Raw genomic sequence first — 16,670 nt, 5'->3', positions numbered from 1 at the left:
AGTGAATATCGACGACATAACCGACAAGAAAATAAATGGGGAAGCGCTAACGGCAAAAGAGATTGCCTGGGTGGTATTGGGATACACCAAGGACATCATTTCCGAAGAGAAAATGACAGCTTGGCTTAAAGCGGTTTTTGCCAAAGGCATGGATTTCAACGAAACGTTGGCGATGACTCACGCGTTTGTCGCGTCGGGAGAGACCGTCGACCTGTCCGGGATAGATGGGTTCAAAGTGGATAAGCATTCGACGGGCGGCGTCGGAGACAAGACAACGCTTGTTGTGGCCCCGCTGGCGGCCGCGTGCGGTTTGAAAGTGGCCAAAATGAGCGGCCGGTCATTAGGACATACCGGAGGGACATTGGACAGACTCGAGGCGATTCCGGGATTGTCCGTGGAGCTGACCAGAGAGCGATTTATCGACCAGATTAACGAGATCGGGGTCGCCATCACGGGACAGAGCGAAACGCTGGCGCCGGCGGATAAGAAGATTTACGCCTTGAGAGACAAAACAAAGACCGTTGCCAGCCTACCCCTGATCGCCTCCAGCGTGATGAGTAAGAAAATCGCCGCCGGCGCGGACTACATAGTTCTGGACGTCAAAGCCGGCAGCGGCGCTTTCATGAAGTCGACTGAAGACGCAAGAGCGTTGGCGGAGCTGTGCGTGAAACTGGGCGCGGCGGCCGGCCGCGGCGTATCGGCGCTGATCACCGATATGAGCCAGCCGCTCGGACGCGCGGTTACGGGTATTCTGGAAGTCAGAGAGGCGATTCAGACATTGAACGGTCGGGGACCGGCCGACTTGTCAAAACTGTCACACGAGATCGTTTCGATGATGCTGATAAAAGCCGGCTACGCCGACAACAAGGAAGAAGCGTCTGCGCAAATAGATGAGGCGATTGCCAGCGGGAAAGCGACGGCCAAGCTGGCGGAGATGGTACAAGCGCAAGGCGGCGATCCGGCAATGATAAAAGAACCGGCCAGACTGCCGTCACCGGTTATATTCGAAGGCGTAGCAGCCAGAGAGAACGGCTTTGTGCGTTCCATGGACACCGAGCATATCGGCTGGCTGGCGAAGAGAAGCCAAGGTCTGATGCTGGAAAAGAAAATTGGCGACGAGGTCAAGAAAGGCGAGCAAATCGCCTACGCGTTCAGCGATTCCCAGGTCGGCGCGGAGGCGACGGCCCAGGGCTTGAGCCTCTTTATAGAGATCGGGCCGGAACGTTTGGAGCCCAGGTCGCTCATCCTGGAAACCGTCAACGCCCCCGCCTAATCCCTTAAATGCTAAACTGTTGTCTATGGAAATAATCGACCGCATCCGCGGCATGTTGCCCCGTGAAATCCTTGAACTGCTTGAAGAATCTGGTTCGCTGGCCGAAGAGGCCGGCGTGCGTGTCTATCTGGTCGGCGGAATCGTCAGAGACCTATTAATGGACCGGCCGAACCTGGATATCGACTTGGTCATCGACGGCGATGGACCGGCCTACGCCGCCCTTCTGGCGGACAGGAAAAACGGCAACGTCGTTATGCACGATCGCTTCGGCACGTCTGTGGTGATGCTGCCGGGCAAGCGGCGCGTCGACGTAGCCACGGCCAGAACCGAGACTTACGAGACCGGCGGCGCTTTACCGAAGGTGGAGTTCGGGCCCATCGAGGCCGACTTGGACCGCCGGGATTTCAGCATCAACGCGATGGCCGTTTCCTTAAACAAAGGGAATTTCGGCGAGTTGCTCGACTATTTTGAAGGTATCGAGGACATCAAGAAGAAACGCGTCAGGGTTCTTCACCACGGCAGTTTCATTGACGATCCCACCAGGATATTCCGCGCCGTCCGCTTTGAGCAAAGGTTCGGTTTCCGGATGACGAAGGAAACGGAGAAGCTGGTCAAAGCCGGTGTAGAGGACGACCTTCTACGAACGATCTCGGGGGCTCGCATCCGGAACGAGATTATGGCTATTTTCGACGAAAAGGACGCCGCGGCCGCGGTTGAACGCCTCGAGGAATTCGGCGTCTGGAACGCGCTCGCGCCCGGCTTGCACGCAGATACGGGAACGATGAAACTGTTCCGCGAGATCGTTAAGGCTGAGAATGAACTGAAACCCGGTCTTACGCATGTCTACAAAAGGAGCGCCGCTTTTTTGAAAGCGTTATTGTCGCCGGCCGATAAAGATGTAGCAGAGGCTTTCGGTTGCCTTATCAACTTAAGCCAAACCCGCCAAAAAGAGATTCTGGCCGCTATGGCCTGGGCGCCGGAAGCGTGCCGGCGTCTAGAAAACGCCGACCTGTCGGCCAGCGCCGTCTGGGAAGAACTGCACGGAAAAACCAATGAGACGCTTGTTTATGTCTACGCTATGTATGGCGCGGAGGTCAGGCGGAACGTCAAGCGGTTCATGGAGATTCGAAAAACTAAACCGCTTATCAATGGGAACGATCTGGTGGCTATGGGCTACCAGCCCTCTGCTTTGTTCGCCGGTGTTCTGAAAGAGGTTCTAAAAGCGCAGTTGGACGGCAAGGTCAGCACCCGCGAAGCTGAGCGGGAGATGGCCTCGAGTCTTCTTAAGGACGCGTAGAGTGGATTTAACGCGCCTTTCCGCCATGCTATACAGTCTGCCGGCGCTTCTGGTCGGCGTGGTAGTCCACGAATACGCGCACGGCCGCGTCGCCGAGCTTATGGGCGATCCGACGGCCCGCAACGCCGGACGGTTGACATTCAATCCCTTGCCGCACTTGGATCCCTTCGGCTCAATCCTTTTGCCGATCTTACTGATCCTGACCGGGTCCCCGATTTTATTCGCGGCCGCTAAGCCGGTGCCGGTCAATCCGATGTTCTTCAAACGGGGCCGGCGGGATTTCTTCTGGGTCGGAATTGCCGGGCCGATTTCCAACCTGGCCATCGCGTTCGTTTCCGGAATTATTCTGGCTGCCGTATACTCATGGGCGCCGGGAGCGATCGTTATGATAATGGGGCGGATGGTCATAGTGAATTGCGTGCTGGCCGTTTTTAACCTTATCCCGCTGCCGCCCTTGGACGGCAGTCGCCTGGTCGAGGCTTATATGCCCGACAAATGGTTGAAGGGCTACATGTCCATCGAGCCTTTCGGCATCTTTATCATCTTCGGCCTGTTCTTCTTGGTACCTGGCTTTTTCAACTTGATTATTCTGCCGATTGTGGACGGTTTGGCCACTTTCTTTATGACCTGGCCGCTGAGATTGCTGTCGCTTTTCGGACTGTGACGCCGTGAAAAGAGTTAAACAATTCATCCGGGGCCTGTTTGCGAGGCTTACCGAAAATGACTATACTTTCATAGCGGATTACCTGACCAAAGACGAGCTTGACCTGTTCAAAACCATGTCCAGATACGACCGCAAGCACGCCCTGGACGTCGGCCGGTATCTGGCCGGACACGGAGCCGGTCTGCCGCTCATCAGGGCCGGTTTGCTGCACGATATCGGCAAGGCCAATTGTCCGGAGCTGACGCTGATCCGACGAAGCGTCTGCGTAGCGATCGAGGCCTATAAGCCCGAAGAGGCTGACGTGCTGGCCAAAAAGGGAAAAGGAAAGCTGGCCAGGGCGATCAACGTACATAAGAACCATCCGGAACTTGGCGCGGCTATTCTCGAGGAGTTGGCCGCGGATCCGTATATTATCGGCTTGGTCAGGTTCCACCAGAACGGCGAAGCGCCGACCGACGTGCAACGCGACCTCGGAGTCTTGCGCGACGCGGACGACCGTTTCTAGCGAAAGAGGACAAACATGACGACAAGGAAGCGGCTGTTAACGGGCTACCGTCCGACAGGACGGATGCATCTCGGCCATTACGAGGGCAACCTTAAGAACATGCTGGACGCCCAGGACAAGTACGACTGCTTTTTCTTCATCGCCGACTGGCACGCCCTGACGACCAAGTATAAAGACACGAGCAGGCTCCAGGATGACACCAAAGAGATGGTCATCGACTGGGTTGCCATGGGTCTCGACCCCAATAAATGCTTAATTTACCGGCAATCCGACGTCCCGGAAATCGCCGAGTTCCATCTGTATCTGTCCATGATCACCCCGCTGGGGTGGCTGGAACGCAACACCACCTATAAAGATCAGTTAAGGGAGTTGGGCGAGAGGCTGGTGGCTACCTATGGTTTCCTCGGCTATCCGGTTTTGCAGGCGGCCGACATTCTGATCATGCACGCGAACGTGGTTCCGGTCGGCGAGGATCAACTGCCGCACCTCGAGCTGGCCAGGGAGATTGCCCGACGTTTCAACCATCTGTATAAAGCCAACCTGACCGAACCGCAAGCCGTTCTGTCCGCGACGCCCAAGGTTATCGGCCTCGACGGAAGGAAGATGAGCAAGAGCTACGACAACGCCATCTACTTAAGCGACGAACCGGAGGTCATCACCAAAAAGGTCCGCTCGATGATTACCGACCCGGCGCGCGTCAGGGCGACCGATCCGGGCCATCCCGAAGTGTGCAGCGTGTTCGCCGGCCATGGCGTGTTCTCGCCCGGAGACGTCAAGGAAGTCGCCAAACAGTGCCGGGCGGGCAGTATCGGCTGCACCGTCTGCAAAGACAAGCTGGCGGAAAACATCATCAATCAGCTGGCAAGCTTCCGCGAGAAACGCCGGGAGCTCCTCGCCAAGAAAGGATTCATCGATGAAGTCCTGGCGGCCGGTTTGGCGAAAGCCCGGCCGGAAGCCCAGAAAACACTGCACGACGTTCGCGGGCGGATGAATGTAGAGTGAGCACGGACACCCTGGCCTACGAAATCAAACTTGATGTTTTCGCGGGTCCTTTTGACCTTCTGCTCGACCTGATTCTCAAACAAGAGGTCGATATCTACGAAGTCCCCATCGCCAAGATCACCGACGACTATCTGAAATACGTCACCAAAATGAAGGAGCTTAACCTGGATTTGACCAGCGAGTTCCTGGTCATCGCGGCGACGCTCCTGGAGCTTAAGTCTTTCGCGCTGCTGCCGGTCGACGAAGCCGCCCAGATCGAACAGATCCGCGGGGAAATGGAGTCGCGGGAAAGCCTGATAGACCACTTGATCGAATACATGACTTTCCAGGCGATGTCGGCGGAACTGTCAGGGCGGGCCGAAGAGCAGAGCTATCACTTCATGAGGGTGGCGGCGCCGGAAGAGGATTTCGCCGACCTGGCGCCCGATTTTCTGCAGGGCATAAGGTTGACCGATTTGTCCATCATGGCGCAGGAGCTTCTGCAGATTAAGCCGACGTTCGAGATTGATACCTCCCACATCGCTTTGTACAGCTTGTCGGTCGGCGAGAAGGCTGTCGACCTATTAAAAGAGCTTAAGAAGAAGCCAACGTGTTCTTTCCGCTACCTTTGCCGGAAAGCCGAGTCCAGGATCGAGAAGATCGTAGTCTTTCTGACCATCCTCGAGCTTTTCAAACGCGGGGTCATCGGCGTCAGTCAGGCCAAGACGTTCGGCGACATCGAAGTTAAGCTTGTTGATGAGGCCGCGATTAACTCAAACCACTGGAGTGAGGACTAGAATAGCCAAGAGCCAAGAGCCAAGAGCCAAGAGCCAAGAGCCAAGAGCTGTTAGCAGTTAGTGGTTAGTAGTTAGTAAATATTCTTCGAGTGAGCGAGCGTCAGCGAGGGAATCGAGAAGCTGAGGATATCAGAAATGGGCAATGACCAACAATTGAAATCAATTATAGAGTCGCTACTATTTGTTACCGATGAACCTTTGCCTCTAAAGAAGCTGGCCGACTTTACCGGCAGAAACGAAGATGAGGTTAAGCAGGCGCTGGCCGACCTTAAGGAAGACATGGCCAAAGGCGGCCGGGGCATAAGATTGAAAGCGATCGCCGGCGGATACCGGCTCTATACCGATCCCAAGAACCGCGTCTACGTGGAGAAGCTGGTTCTCTCATCAGATTTCAGGAGGCTTACCCAAGCCGGTCTGGAAACCCTGGCCATTATCGCCTATAGGCAACCGATCACCCGCGCTGAAATCGCGGCGATTCGTGGCGTCAGCGTCGATTCGGTTCTGGCCAATCTGCTGGCCAAAGGCTTGGTTAAAGAGATCGGCAAGGACGACGTCATCGGCCGGCCGACACTCTACGGCACAACCGAGCGTTTCTTAGAAAGCTTCGGGTTGGAGAACCTTGACGAACTGCCGGAACTGGAAGGTTTTGAACCGGACGAGGAGACGCAGCGCAAGATCAGGTTCAAGCTCGCCGGCGAAACCGCGGAAGCCGCTACGGAAGAACCCTCCGCCGCTGAAGCTTCGGAGGGCAGGCCCGCCGAAACGCCCGCCGCCGCTGAAGCTCCGGCGGACAAGCCTGCGGAATAAGATGGCTACCTTCGGCCTGGAAGAAGAGGTCTTCGTTGTCGAGCCGGAGAGGCCCTCTCTCAAATCCCTGTATTACCTGTCCAAACTTATGTGGAGTGACCCGGGGCGGCACTACCGCCTGACGGCCTCTAATTTCAGCCGGGGTCCCGACGTAAAATACGGGTTGATGAGCGGGGTGGAGGTAGCGACGCAAGTTCATGGCGACGCCGCCTCTTTGCTGGACGATCTGGCCGCGCGCCGGCGGGAACTGGCCGGCGTTTCGGAAGGCTTGATCGCGCCGATCGGACATTTGATCAACCTAAGTACGCCGACGAACGTCTGCGCGCTGCAGCTGCACGTCGGAGGGGTCCCCGACATAGAGCTTACCTATGCCAACCTGGCTTATTTCTTACCCGTTTTAACCTTGCTGACAATTAACGCGCCTTACGCGGGTGGCACATATATGGGGCAGTCCTTCAGAATGGCCCACAGTTACGCCATCGGCAAGCTGCGCGAAGATCCGCGGGACCGCTTCCAGGACATTATCATCGCCAAACGTCTCGGCACGGTCGAGCTAAGGGTGCTAGATCCTGTCTGGGACTTAAACCGCGTCGCCGTCCTGGCCCGCGCTGTCGAGGCAATCGCCAAGCTGGACAGGCGCTTGCCGTTCGATCGGCAATGGTACAACAAGGTGCGCGCCGGCGTCGCCGCGAAAGGCTATGTCGAAGAACTTATTCCCCTGTATAATGAGTTATCCTCAATCGCCGATGTCCCGGAAGATTTGATAAAACGGACGGCGTCTGACGAGGTCAAAGCTTTTAACGAAAAGTTCGGGTACCAAGCGACCTATACGGCGCTGGACAGCGGCTACCGGACCGGCGTTTTCGAGCAAGGTCCGATCCCGGAGAACAAAGCCGCCGCGCTAAAATCGATGGCAGGGTTGGCGGGGTATTACGTTCCGAAACTTCCGTACGTTATCTGGAAGTATCTTAAAGAAAAGTAACAGGGAATAAGGGAAGAATATTCTTCGAGTGAGCGAGTGGCAGCGAGGGAATCGAGAAGTTAGCAGATGAAACCACTGTATATTGTCCTCATAGTCTTATTACTGGTTATAGTCGTTTTGACGACGCTATACCTCCTGAACCGCTTCGTCTGGTTCTACCGCGACCCGCCGCGGACGGCCGACGCCACCGGCGACGTCTTCATCTCTCCCGCCGACGGACAGGTCGTCTATGTCAAGAAGTTCACCGGCGGCAAGGTTGTTTCTAGCAAGCTTGGCCGAGACATCAAGCTGACCGAATTGACCGACCTTGATCTTCCGGAGCACGCGGACGGCTGGATCGTCGGGATCTACATGTCGCCTTTCGACGTGCACTTTAACTACGCGCCGGCGCCGGGCAAGATAAAACGAATCGCTTACACCAAAGCCAAGGCCAATGTGCCCATGGTCGACTTGTGGGAATACATCAAGTTTACGTACCTAAGGCAGGCCATAGACAACTTCAGCGCCAAGTTTCATCTGGTGAACGAGCGGAACAGTCTGCTGGTCGAAGGCCCGGGTTTCGACTACGCCGTCATCGAGATAGCGGACAAATTCGTCAACAAGATCACCTGCTACGTGGAAGAGGGGCAGAACCTTAAAACCGGCGACAAAGTCGGATTTATAGACCGCGGCAGCCAGGTCGACCTGATCATTTACAAAACCGACATCGAAATCAAGATTACGGAAGGCCAACAAGTGTATGGCGGAAAAACAGTCATCGCGTCTTATTAGTTTTCTCTGGCATAATTCCGCTGTTGTCGGTATCACCATGTCGACAACGCTTATCTTCGGTTTCGCGACCTTATACCTGCACGACTTTATCAACGTGTCCAACTTTATGGTCGGGGTGGCGGCCAGCCTGTCGCACGTTATCTCCGTCATCCTATCCCCGCTGGCGGGCACGCTGTCCGATAACACCTGGACGCCGTGGGGCCGGCGCCGGCCGTATATACTGGCAGGTTCTATTCTGGCGGCGCTATGCGTCGCGGCCATGCCGCACACCCTTAACTACTGGGTGTTTCTGCTCCTGGTAAGCCTGTTTTTCACCTTCTCGGTCGCCTACCAGATACCATTCTACGCCCTTATTCCGGAGATGTCGGGGGAAGGCCGGCGCGGCGCTTATTCGACGTTCACCGGACTTCTGCGCCTGCTCGGAGCCGCCTTGGTGCTTGGTTTCGGCGGCTGGTTCTGGGCTAAGAATCCGGCCTGGCTGTTTTACCTGACGGCTTTCGTTATCGTCTTCACGGCCGCCATCACATTCATATCGGTTAGGGAAGACAGGGGCGGGGAGCTTCCCGACCAGGACAAGATTTCAATCTTCAAAAACTTTCGCCGGTATATGCGTGATCTGGTATCGCAAAAGAAGATCCTTCTGTTCTTCGCGGCGCAGTTCTTCTGGTGGTTGGGCCTGGGCTCGCTGATGCCGTTCGCGACCATCATGTTGAAAGAACTATACGGCGTCGAGGTATCCGAACTGTTTCGGCTCGGCCCGGGCGTCATTATCGGAGCCGTTCTCTTAATCGGGGCCATCGTCGCGGCTGGGGCGCTGGGCGACAGGTGGGGGCATCGCCAGATCGTCACGGTCGGCTTGGTCTCGCTTACCATCGGCAGCGTCATCGCCTTTTTCTTCCGCGACCTGACCATGTTTTACGTGGCCGCGCTCTTTGTCGTCGTCGGAGCCGCGCCTCTTTTCAACGAACCGTTCGCGCTGCTCGCCGAGCTCGTTCCCAAAGGCCGGGAAGGGGAGTTCTACGGCCTGGACACAATCTCGATCACCCTCTCGCAAGTGCCGGCCTCTTTGTTGGGAGGCGCTATTATTGACGCCTTCGGCTACACCTCGGTCTATTTGTTGGTTACGTCAACCAGTCTGATTGCTATACTGTTGATGTGGCTAAAATCCAGAGTGTAGACAACTCCCAGCTCGCAGACAACTTCGCGCCACTCAAGATTCCGCGCCTGCTCGTAGTCGATTTATTCCGGGGCCTGGCCGTTCTCGGCATGCTGATTTATGATTATGTTCCTTTCTTTTCCTACAACGAGCCGCGGATTCTGCAGCACGGCCGCACCGATTTTCTTCTCCCCGGCGACTTCGTGGCCCCGTTCTTCCTCTTTACGATGGGCATGTCGCTGGCGTTTACCTGGACGAACAGGCGCAGTAAGGGCGTCCCCGAGCGGGAAATATTAAAGCAGGTTCTGTATCGCGCTGTCATGCTGATTGTCATAGGGCTGCTGGTGGACGAGACCAAAGCGATGTTGGTGGGGATGAATTTCGGATTGCGCTGGGGTGTTCTGGAAACCCTCGGCGTCAGCTATCTGATTACCTATCTCGCGCTAAGGCTGAACATATTCTGGCGCATTGCCGCGATCACCGGCCTCCTGACAACGCATTTCCTGTTGTCCCAGCTGGATTCATATGTTCATATCCTTAACACCTTTGCCCACGGAAGCCCGTTCGGGGTTCTAGGTTGGGCCGTTATTTCAATCTTCGGCATGATAGCGGGCGAGCACCTTGTTGTGGGGGCGGTCGATTACGAGTGGTGGCTGTACAAGGTAGGTTGCTCTCTCGTGTTGCTGGGAGTCATCGTCAATACGTTCGAGCCGTTTAGTAAGAACGAGGTGTCAATCAGCTACGCGCTGCTGTCATCCGGCGTGTCGGTGCTTGTCTTCATGTTTCTATACGGTCTGATTGAAGTGCTGCACTGGAAGTGGTTGATACGCATCATGAAACCGCTGCGCGATTTCGGTATCGCGGCGTTGACTGTCTGGATTCTGCAGTATATCCTGGCTGCTCCCATTATCTACGACCTATACCGGCATGGCGCCAGACTACCCTGGGAATACGGCACGATTGTGGCCGGCGGTTTGATCGTTATCACCTGGACTGTCGTGCACTTCTTGAATCGGCGCGGCCTGACCCTTAGAATCTAAGTTATGGTTAAACTAAGGGAACCCAACAAATCAGACGCCATCCAAACCTTCATCCTCGTCGGCATTTTCCTCGTCGGTATCATCGCCATCTTGGCTATGTCCTGGCCGGAAAACATGCTGACCGGAGGCATCCTCGTCGCCGGCTGCTTGTTACTTCTGGTCCGCTGGCATGCCAGAACCTTCGGCTATCGCTGCGCCAACTGCGACGAAGACTTTGAAATATCGATGCTCAAAGACCTCTTTAGTTTTCAAGGCGTTAACAAGTCGGGAAGCTGGAAGTACCTTAAGTGCCCCAACTGCGGCCAGCGCACCACCGCCCGCGAACTCACAAAAGTCCGGTAGAAATGGAATTAAAACCGCGCCCCAATCACGCAATTTACATAAAAACACTTCGCCGTATGACTCCACAAGAAAGACTAGACAAGGCTTTTGAGTTGACAGATTTGTCAGATAGGCTTCTCATGCAGGGGCTAAGAAGGCGCTATCCTCAGTATTCTGACGAAGAACTGACAAACCGCTCGAGGGAGATTATCGAACGATGTCGCAACAACAACTACTAGTAGAGATATGCAGCGCTCTTTATAAAGCAGGCATCAACTATTTCGTATCAGGATCGATTGCGTCAAGCCTTTACGGAGAGCCTAGGGCCACCCACGACGTGGACGTAGTAGTCAATATTAAGAAAAACGACATAGATTCGCTTGTTACAGCTTTTCCCGGACCTCGGTTTTATCTTGATCCGGAAGCCATCAGCCAAGCCATCGAAGCAACGACGATGTTCAACCTGATAGATACCGAAACAGGTGACAAAGCCGACTTCTGGCTCTTGACCGACAAACCCTTTGATCTTTCACGTTTCAAGCGTCGGCGGCTCGAAGAGTTCGCGGGAGTTGGCATTAGCGTAGCCAGCCCGGAGGATACGATTCTAGTCAAGCTTCAATGGTCAAAGCTATCCGCAGGTAGCCGAAAACAAATCGTCGATGCAATACGCGTTTACGAAGTTCAGTACGGTGACTTGGACGAAGAATATATTTCTCATTGGATTACAGAATTGGAACTAGATAAAGAGTGGGCTGAAGTGCAAAAAGAAGCACGCCCTTTTGAGTAAAATGACTCAGAACGGATATATCGTCGATACCGACGTCTTAATGAAGTTCTACTGCCATCTGGGCCGGCCTGACATTCTCCACCGCGTATTAGGCGGCATAACAGTTGCCGAGCGGGTCAAACGAGAGTTTGAGTACCACGGCTTCGGTCCCGGGAAAGAAGATTTCACTCGCGACCTCGCCGCCGGAAGGATCCGCACAATTGACGTAAGCCCCGCCGAGGATCGCGTGATTGCCGAATACAAAACCGATTTCATGCACGCCGGCGAGCGCGACTCCGCCGCTCTTGCCTTAACCCACCTATACACGCTTATCACAGACGACCGGCGGGCGAGGGAAGACCTAATGTCCGCCGACCTGGAAGTCAACGACTCCCGCTGGATTCTCAAAGAAGCCCACTCCCGCCGCCTCATCTCGCAAAAAGAATACAAAACACTAAGCACAACCCGCCGGTAAAATAGACGAGCATGCCGCTCGCGGCCTACCATCGTTAGTGCTATGGGGTCAGGCCCTTTCTTCTTATGAGATAGGGCCTGACCCCGTGTTTCAGGTCGCCACGGCGAGCAAACAATGCTCTCCGCTCGAGTCGTGGAATGTCCGCATGCTCGATCCTTTATATTAATCGGCGGCTGGCGGCGCGAAAAACTTCAAGGAAACCCATGTTCGAGGCTCCCGCCCACCCTCAGTCTTGACTCGCAGAATAGGTGCTCGAGTTTTGTTACTGCCTCTCCCCTCCGGGGAGAGGATTGAGGTGAGGGGCCAAATATATTTGCTGATCATAATCAGGCAATGTATTGCCTGATACAAACAAGAGATATACAATTGATACCAGAAAGATATCATTCAAGAGGAGGTAACAATGTCCAGGATTATTCTGACCATGCCCGACGCATATATTAATGAGCTCGATCAAACGGCAAAAGAAGAATCCAGATCGCGGAGCGAGATTATCCGTGAGTATATTCGCGCCGGGATAGAAGAGAGGAAGAACGAAAAGGAACTGAAAGCCCGCCGAAAACAGGCAGGCAAGATAATGGATGAAATACGAGAGTCGACAAAAGGCCATTGGCATGGTGATTCCACAGAGATTATCCGCGCGATGAGAGGTCCTATTGGCAAATAAAAGCAGCACACCTATTCTCTTGGATTCAAGCATACTAATAAAATGGTTCCTTGAGGAAGAAGACTCTTATCAGGCCCTATGGCTTAAAGCGGCCATCAACAAAGGCCGAATCCTAACGGCTATTACCGAGCTCTCTTTCTATGAAATCGCGAATGGTTTGCGATGGTCGAGTATTGACAAGCCAAGAGAGATTAATCGCGCGATTCAAGCTCTTCAAGACGAAGGCCTGCCAACTATAGCATTTGACTCAAATGTTTTGCACGTAGCGATCGAGTTAGCGATGCAGGCGGGCATAACAGTCTATGACGCCTACTTCGTCGCCCAAGCCGACCTTGAAGGACTCCGACTTATAACAGCGGATAAAAAGCTCGCCAGGGTCGTCCGCGGTCTCACCGACATAATGACCCTCGAGGAATACGCCGCTAGACTTAATTAACTTTCCAATATCTCAAATAATGTCAAATATAACTTGACAGATTAGAGAATATTTGACACATTATCAATATGAATGAAAGAAACGACCACGCCCTCGGACGACTAGGGGAATCTCTTGCCGCAGACTATCTCCGTCGTAAAGGCTATCGAATTCTTGGACGTAATTATAGGACTAAGGTCGGCGAGCTCGACTTAATCGCAGCCAAAGACAAGACTCTAGTTTTCGTTGAAGTAAAAACAAGATCCGGGAACACGGTCGGCGAGCCATTCGAGGCCGTAGATAAAAAGAAGCGTAAAAAGTTGTTGAAGCTGGCGGATGGATATCTGACTTACGGTGGGATAAACAATCTTCGATCGATGTTTGAAGACACGCGCATTGACGTTATCTCAATCTTGATGTCACATGACGGCCGCATTAGAAACCTCGAACACGTCCGGAACGCGGTAATTGATGATCGCTAGAATCACATCATCATCTGTCATTGGGATAGACGCTTGCGGGGTAGAGGTTGAGGCGCATGTCGTTGGCGGGCTTCCCGGATTTATCGTTGTCGGCCTACCCGACACGGCAATTAGGGAATCAAGGGAGCGCGTTAAGGCGGGTATCACAAATTCGGAGTTTATATTTCCCAAGCGACGAATAACGGTAAACCTGGCACCCGCTGATCTTCGTAAGGAAGGACCATCTTTCGATTTGCCGATCGCCTTGTCAATCTTAATAGCCACAAAGCAAATTAAGCAAAAAAAGCCTGACAGCTATGTTGTTGTCGGAGAACTCGCTCTGGATGGATCTGTACGACGAGTTGCCGGAGCTTTGCCTTTTTCTCTATATGCCAGGGGGTCCGGACGCGCAGGGATTATCGTCCCGGCAGAAAACGCGCCGGAAGCCGCGCTTGTCAGGGGAGTCGATGTTATCCCCGTGAACAATCTTTTAGAAGCCGCAACGTTTTTATCTGCCGAGTCGAGCATAAAGCCGGTGAAGATTGACGTAGAACGGCTGTTGAAAGATATGTCGACGGAATCTCAAGATATGTGCGAGATCCGCGGTCAAGACCAGGCCAAACGGGCGATGGAAATAGCCGCGGCCGGCGGACATAACCTTCTTATGTTCGGTCCGCCAGGATCTGGAAAAACTATGCTGGCAGAAGCGTTTCCAGGAATTCTGCCGGAACTTGACATCGAAGAGGCTATCGAGACGACAAAAGTCTACAGTACGGCGCGAATGCTTACAGCGGATTGTCCGCTAATTACGGAACGGCCGTTCCGCAGCCCGCACCACACGATTTCGGATATCGGATTAATCGGCGGCGGAACAGTGCCAAAGCCGGGCGAGGTCAGTTTAAGTCATAACGGAGTTCTCTTCTTGGACGAGGTGAACGAGTTTAAAAGGCATGTACTAGAGGTCATGAGGCAGCCGATTGAAAGCGGCCGGGTAACAGTATCACGCGCGGCAGGCATCGTGGATTACCCGACCGAATTCATGTTAATAGCCGCTATGAATCCTTGCCCGTGCGGATTTCTTGGCGATACCGTTAGGGATTGTGATTGTACGCCGCAAGAGATAAGACACTACCGCTCAAAAATGAGCGGGCCGCTAAGAGACCGGATTGACATGCATGTTCAGATCGGAAGGGTCAGCAAGGAACAAATGTTGTCTGAGCAGGATGGAGAAGCCTCTGGGTGCATAAGGGCGCGGGTGGTCGAAGCCAGACGGCGGCAGATTGAAAGAATGAAAGGAACGGGCGTTAGGGTTAACGCGCGCCTTAAACCGAGAATGATGCGTGAATTCTGCCGTCTTGATTCTCAGGCACAAGAGTTCTTGGGTCAAGCGATTGATCGGTTCGGCATGACTGCGCGGGCTTATTCAAAGGTTAAGCGCCTCGCGCGGACAATCGCGGATCTGGCTGGCGAAAACGACATACGCATAGAACATATCGCGGAGGCTGTTCAATATCGGGCGCTTGATAGAGAGGTAAGGATTATTTAGTTGATGATTCTTAGAAAAACCGATACGCGGTACCCGGAAATGCTGAGACTGATTCCTGATCCGCCGGAGAAACTCTATGTTGTCGGGAATCTTATCAACACAGTTAACAGGGACAATCGGGCCGGTTTTGCTGTTGTGGGCTCCAGAAGGGCGACTAAGTACGGGCTTGATATGGCCTACTCAATCTCTCGAGAGTTAAGCGAAAATGGAATGTTGATAATTAGTGGTCTGGCAGAAGGTGTTGACGCCGCCGCTCATCGGGGCGCCTTGGACGGCGGAGGCGGAACCGTGGCCGTCCTTGGCTGCGGAGCAGACGTTTACTACCCGGCAGTCAACCGGAAACTGCAAAGAGCGATCGCTTCGGCCGGATCTCTTGTAAGTGAGCATCCCCCGGGTACCCAACCTCGCGGCGACCATTTTCCCTCGCGAAACCGGATTATCAGCGGATTGTCCATAGGCGTTTTGGTCGTTGAGGGCGCGGCCAGAAGCGGGACGCTAATTACAGCTGATATGGCCTTGTCGCAGGGTCGAGACGTTTACGCGCTACCCGGATCAGTTACCAGTCGGAACAGCGCAACTCCAAACAAGCTTCTAAAAGCAGGAGCCTGTTTAGTTGAATCCGCCGAGGACATCCTGGAAGAACTTGAAATACCTACAAGCAAATCAGAAAAAGGACAAGGCAAAGTAGATATTAGTCATTTTAGAGGAACTCTAACAGCAGAAGAAAATGCCGTGTTATCTGCGATAGAAGGAACTCCAAAAGCGATAACAAAAATTATTTATGAAACGGGCTTGCAATGTGGAAAAGTAAGTAGTATTTTGGTGGTACTTGAAATGGCGAAACTCGTCAGCAAATCGATTGACGGAGACTATATTGCCATGATGAACGTAGGGAGGGGGAACCCAACCAATGAATAAGCGGACACCTTACGCGGCCGGACTGTTCTACTTGGGTTACGAAGAAGGGCTGACAAGGGACGTCAAGAAGCTTCTAAAGGCACAAGCCGAGCGAGAGTCGAAAGTAAAAGCCAAAGGGATCGTCGTTCCTCACGCGGGTTACGAATATTCCGGCCCGGTTGCCGGCAGCGTATATGGAGCGATCGAGCCTCCAAAACGGTTTATTGTTATCGGGCCTAATCACTCAGGGTTCGGCTTCCCGATTTCAATCGAAGACACGGGGACCTGGAAGACCCCACTGGGAAACGCAGACATAGACGAAGCGCTGGCCGCGCGTATGATGGCCAACAGCAAGAACATCAAAGTCAGCTATGACGCTCATCGGCTGGAGCATTCCGTTGAAGTTCAGTTGCCCTTCCTGCAGGTGATAACCGGTAATGACTTTACCTTCGTGCCGGTTGCTATTAAGGGACTCCCTGACATAACCGTCTACCGGGAGGTTGGGCACGCCATCGCGGAGGCGATCCGTCAGGAAAAAGAAGACGTCTTAATCGTCGCATCGACTGATTTCACCCATTATGAGCCTTTATCGGTTGCCGAATCATTGGACAAGCTGGCGATAGACGCGATTCTGGCCTTGGATCCGGAATTTCTGCTTCAGACCGTCTATGAAAACGACATCACTATGTGCGGAGTAGGACCTGTGGCGATCATGCTATACGCGGCCAAAGAACTGGGCGCCACCAAGGCGGAGCTAATTAAGTACGCGACCAGCGCCGACTTCAGCATGGATACGGCGAGTGTCGTTGGCTACGGCGGATTAGTAACAAGTTAAATGAAATATGATAT

20 protein-coding genes are annotated in these 16,670 nt (G+C 53.8%); all 20 read left to right on the top strand.

Annotated features, from left to right (window positions below):
• Position 1 precedes the first annotated feature (1 nt).
• The 20 genes from WC891_07775 to amrB all read left to right on the top strand — a co-directional run bounded on the left by WC891_07775 (position 2) and on the right by amrB (position 16,656).
• Positions 2 to 1,273: a thymidine phosphorylase gene (locus WC891_07775; protein MFA5867839.1), complete on the top strand. Its 1,272-nt coding sequence runs from the start codon at positions 2 to 4 to the stop codon at positions 1,271 to 1,273.
• Positions 1,274 to 1,298: 25 nt separating this feature from the next.
• Entirely contained in the window at positions 1,299 to 2,570 is a 1,272-nt protein-coding gene (locus tag WC891_07770; GenBank protein ID MFA5867838.1) for a CCA tRNA nucleotidyltransferase, read from the top strand.
• A 1-nt stretch (position 2,571) separates the two neighbouring features.
• Positions 2,572 to 3,234 (top strand): site-2 protease family protein, encoded by a 663-nt coding sequence (locus WC891_07765; GenBank protein ID MFA5867837.1) that lies wholly within the window; start codon positions 2,572 to 2,574, stop codon positions 3,232 to 3,234.
• Positions 3,235 to 3,238: 4 nt separating this feature from the next.
• Entirely contained in the window at positions 3,239 to 3,739 is a 501-nt protein-coding gene (locus WC891_07760) for an HD domain-containing protein (protein ID MFA5867836.1), read from the top strand.
• Between the two features lie 15 nt (positions 3,740 to 3,754).
• Complete coding sequence (gene trpS / locus WC891_07755) at positions 3,755 to 4,741, top strand: tryptophan--tRNA ligase (protein MFA5867835.1); 987 nt, start codon at positions 3,755 to 3,757, stop codon at positions 4,739 to 4,741.
• Positions 4,738 to 5,517 (top strand): segregation/condensation protein A, encoded by a 780-nt coding sequence (locus WC891_07750; protein ID MFA5867834.1) that lies wholly within the window; start codon positions 4,738 to 4,740, stop codon positions 5,515 to 5,517. Before trpS ends, WC891_07750 begins: the two co-directional genes overlap by 4 nt.
• Positions 5,518 to 5,652: 135 nt before the next feature.
• Entirely contained in the window at positions 5,653 to 6,324 is a 672-nt protein-coding gene (gene scpB / locus WC891_07745) for an SMC-Scp complex subunit ScpB (protein ID MFA5867833.1), read from the top strand.
• Position 6,325: 1 nt separating this feature from the next.
• On the top strand, positions 6,326 to 7,306 hold the full coding sequence (locus WC891_07740) for a hypothetical protein (GenBank protein MFA5867832.1): 981 nt from the start codon (positions 6,326 to 6,328) through the stop codon (positions 7,304 to 7,306).
• Positions 7,307 to 7,372: 66 nt separating this feature from the next.
• Positions 7,373 to 8,077 (top strand): phosphatidylserine decarboxylase, encoded by a 705-nt coding sequence (locus WC891_07735; protein ID MFA5867831.1) that lies wholly within the window; start codon positions 7,373 to 7,375, stop codon positions 8,075 to 8,077.
• Positions 8,046 to 9,254 (top strand): MFS transporter, encoded by a 1,209-nt coding sequence (locus WC891_07730; GenBank protein ID MFA5867830.1) that lies wholly within the window; start codon positions 8,046 to 8,048, stop codon positions 9,252 to 9,254. Before WC891_07735 ends, WC891_07730 begins: the two co-directional genes overlap by 32 nt.
• Complete coding sequence (locus WC891_07725) at positions 9,233 to 10,273, top strand: heparan-alpha-glucosaminide N-acetyltransferase domain-containing protein (protein MFA5867829.1); 1,041 nt, start codon at positions 9,233 to 9,235, stop codon at positions 10,271 to 10,273. The genes WC891_07730 and WC891_07725 overlap by 22 nt, the downstream gene beginning before the upstream one ends.
• Positions 10,274 to 10,276: 3 nt before the next feature.
• Positions 10,277 to 10,615, top strand: a complete 339-nt coding sequence (locus tag WC891_07720) for a hypothetical protein (protein MFA5867828.1) — start codon at positions 10,277 to 10,279, stop codon at positions 10,613 to 10,615.
• Positions 10,616 to 10,811: 196 nt separating this feature from the next.
• Positions 10,812 to 11,381: a hypothetical protein gene (locus WC891_07715; protein MFA5867827.1), complete on the top strand. Its 570-nt coding sequence runs from the start codon at positions 10,812 to 10,814 to the stop codon at positions 11,379 to 11,381.
• Positions 11,374 to 11,835: a hypothetical protein gene (locus WC891_07710; GenBank protein ID MFA5867826.1), complete on the top strand. Its 462-nt coding sequence runs from the start codon at positions 11,374 to 11,376 to the stop codon at positions 11,833 to 11,835. Before WC891_07715 ends, WC891_07710 begins: the two co-directional genes overlap by 8 nt.
• A 403-nt stretch (positions 11,836 to 12,238) precedes the next feature.
• The gene (locus WC891_07705; GenBank protein ID MFA5867825.1) at positions 12,239 to 12,502 is read left to right on the top strand and encodes a ribbon-helix-helix protein, CopG family; all 264 of its coding nucleotides are present in this window, start codon (positions 12,239 to 12,241) and stop codon (positions 12,500 to 12,502) included.
• Positions 12,492 to 12,938: a type II toxin-antitoxin system VapC family toxin gene (locus WC891_07700; protein MFA5867824.1), complete on the top strand. Its 447-nt coding sequence runs from the start codon at positions 12,492 to 12,494 to the stop codon at positions 12,936 to 12,938. Before WC891_07705 ends, WC891_07700 begins: the two co-directional genes overlap by 11 nt.
• Positions 12,939 to 13,006: 68 nt before the next feature.
• Entirely contained in the window at positions 13,007 to 13,399 is a 393-nt protein-coding gene (locus WC891_07695; protein ID MFA5867823.1) for a YraN family protein, read from the top strand.
• Positions 13,389 to 14,924, top strand: coding sequence for a YifB family Mg chelatase-like AAA ATPase (locus WC891_07690; protein MFA5867822.1), 1,536 nt, complete (start codon positions 13,389 to 13,391; stop codon positions 14,922 to 14,924). Before WC891_07695 ends, WC891_07690 begins: the two co-directional genes overlap by 11 nt.
• 3 nt (positions 14,925 to 14,927) lie before the next feature.
• Positions 14,928 to 15,842, top strand: coding sequence for a DNA-processing protein DprA (gene dprA, locus WC891_07685; protein ID MFA5867821.1), 915 nt, complete (start codon positions 14,928 to 14,930; stop codon positions 15,840 to 15,842).
• On the top strand, positions 15,835 to 16,656 hold the full coding sequence (amrB, locus tag WC891_07680; protein ID MFA5867820.1) for an AmmeMemoRadiSam system protein B: 822 nt from the start codon (positions 15,835 to 15,837) through the stop codon (positions 16,654 to 16,656). Before dprA ends, amrB begins: the two co-directional genes overlap by 8 nt.
• Positions 16,657 to 16,670: the final 14 nt, after the last annotated feature.

This window comes from Actinomycetota bacterium (genome assembly GCA_041658625.1).
Taxonomy (GTDB): Bacteria; Actinomycetota; JAHEXW01; order JAHEXW01; family JAHEXW01; genus JBAZZW01.
Note: the sequence above shows the minus strand (reverse complement) of the source record. Positions and strands in the feature narration are given on the sequence as shown.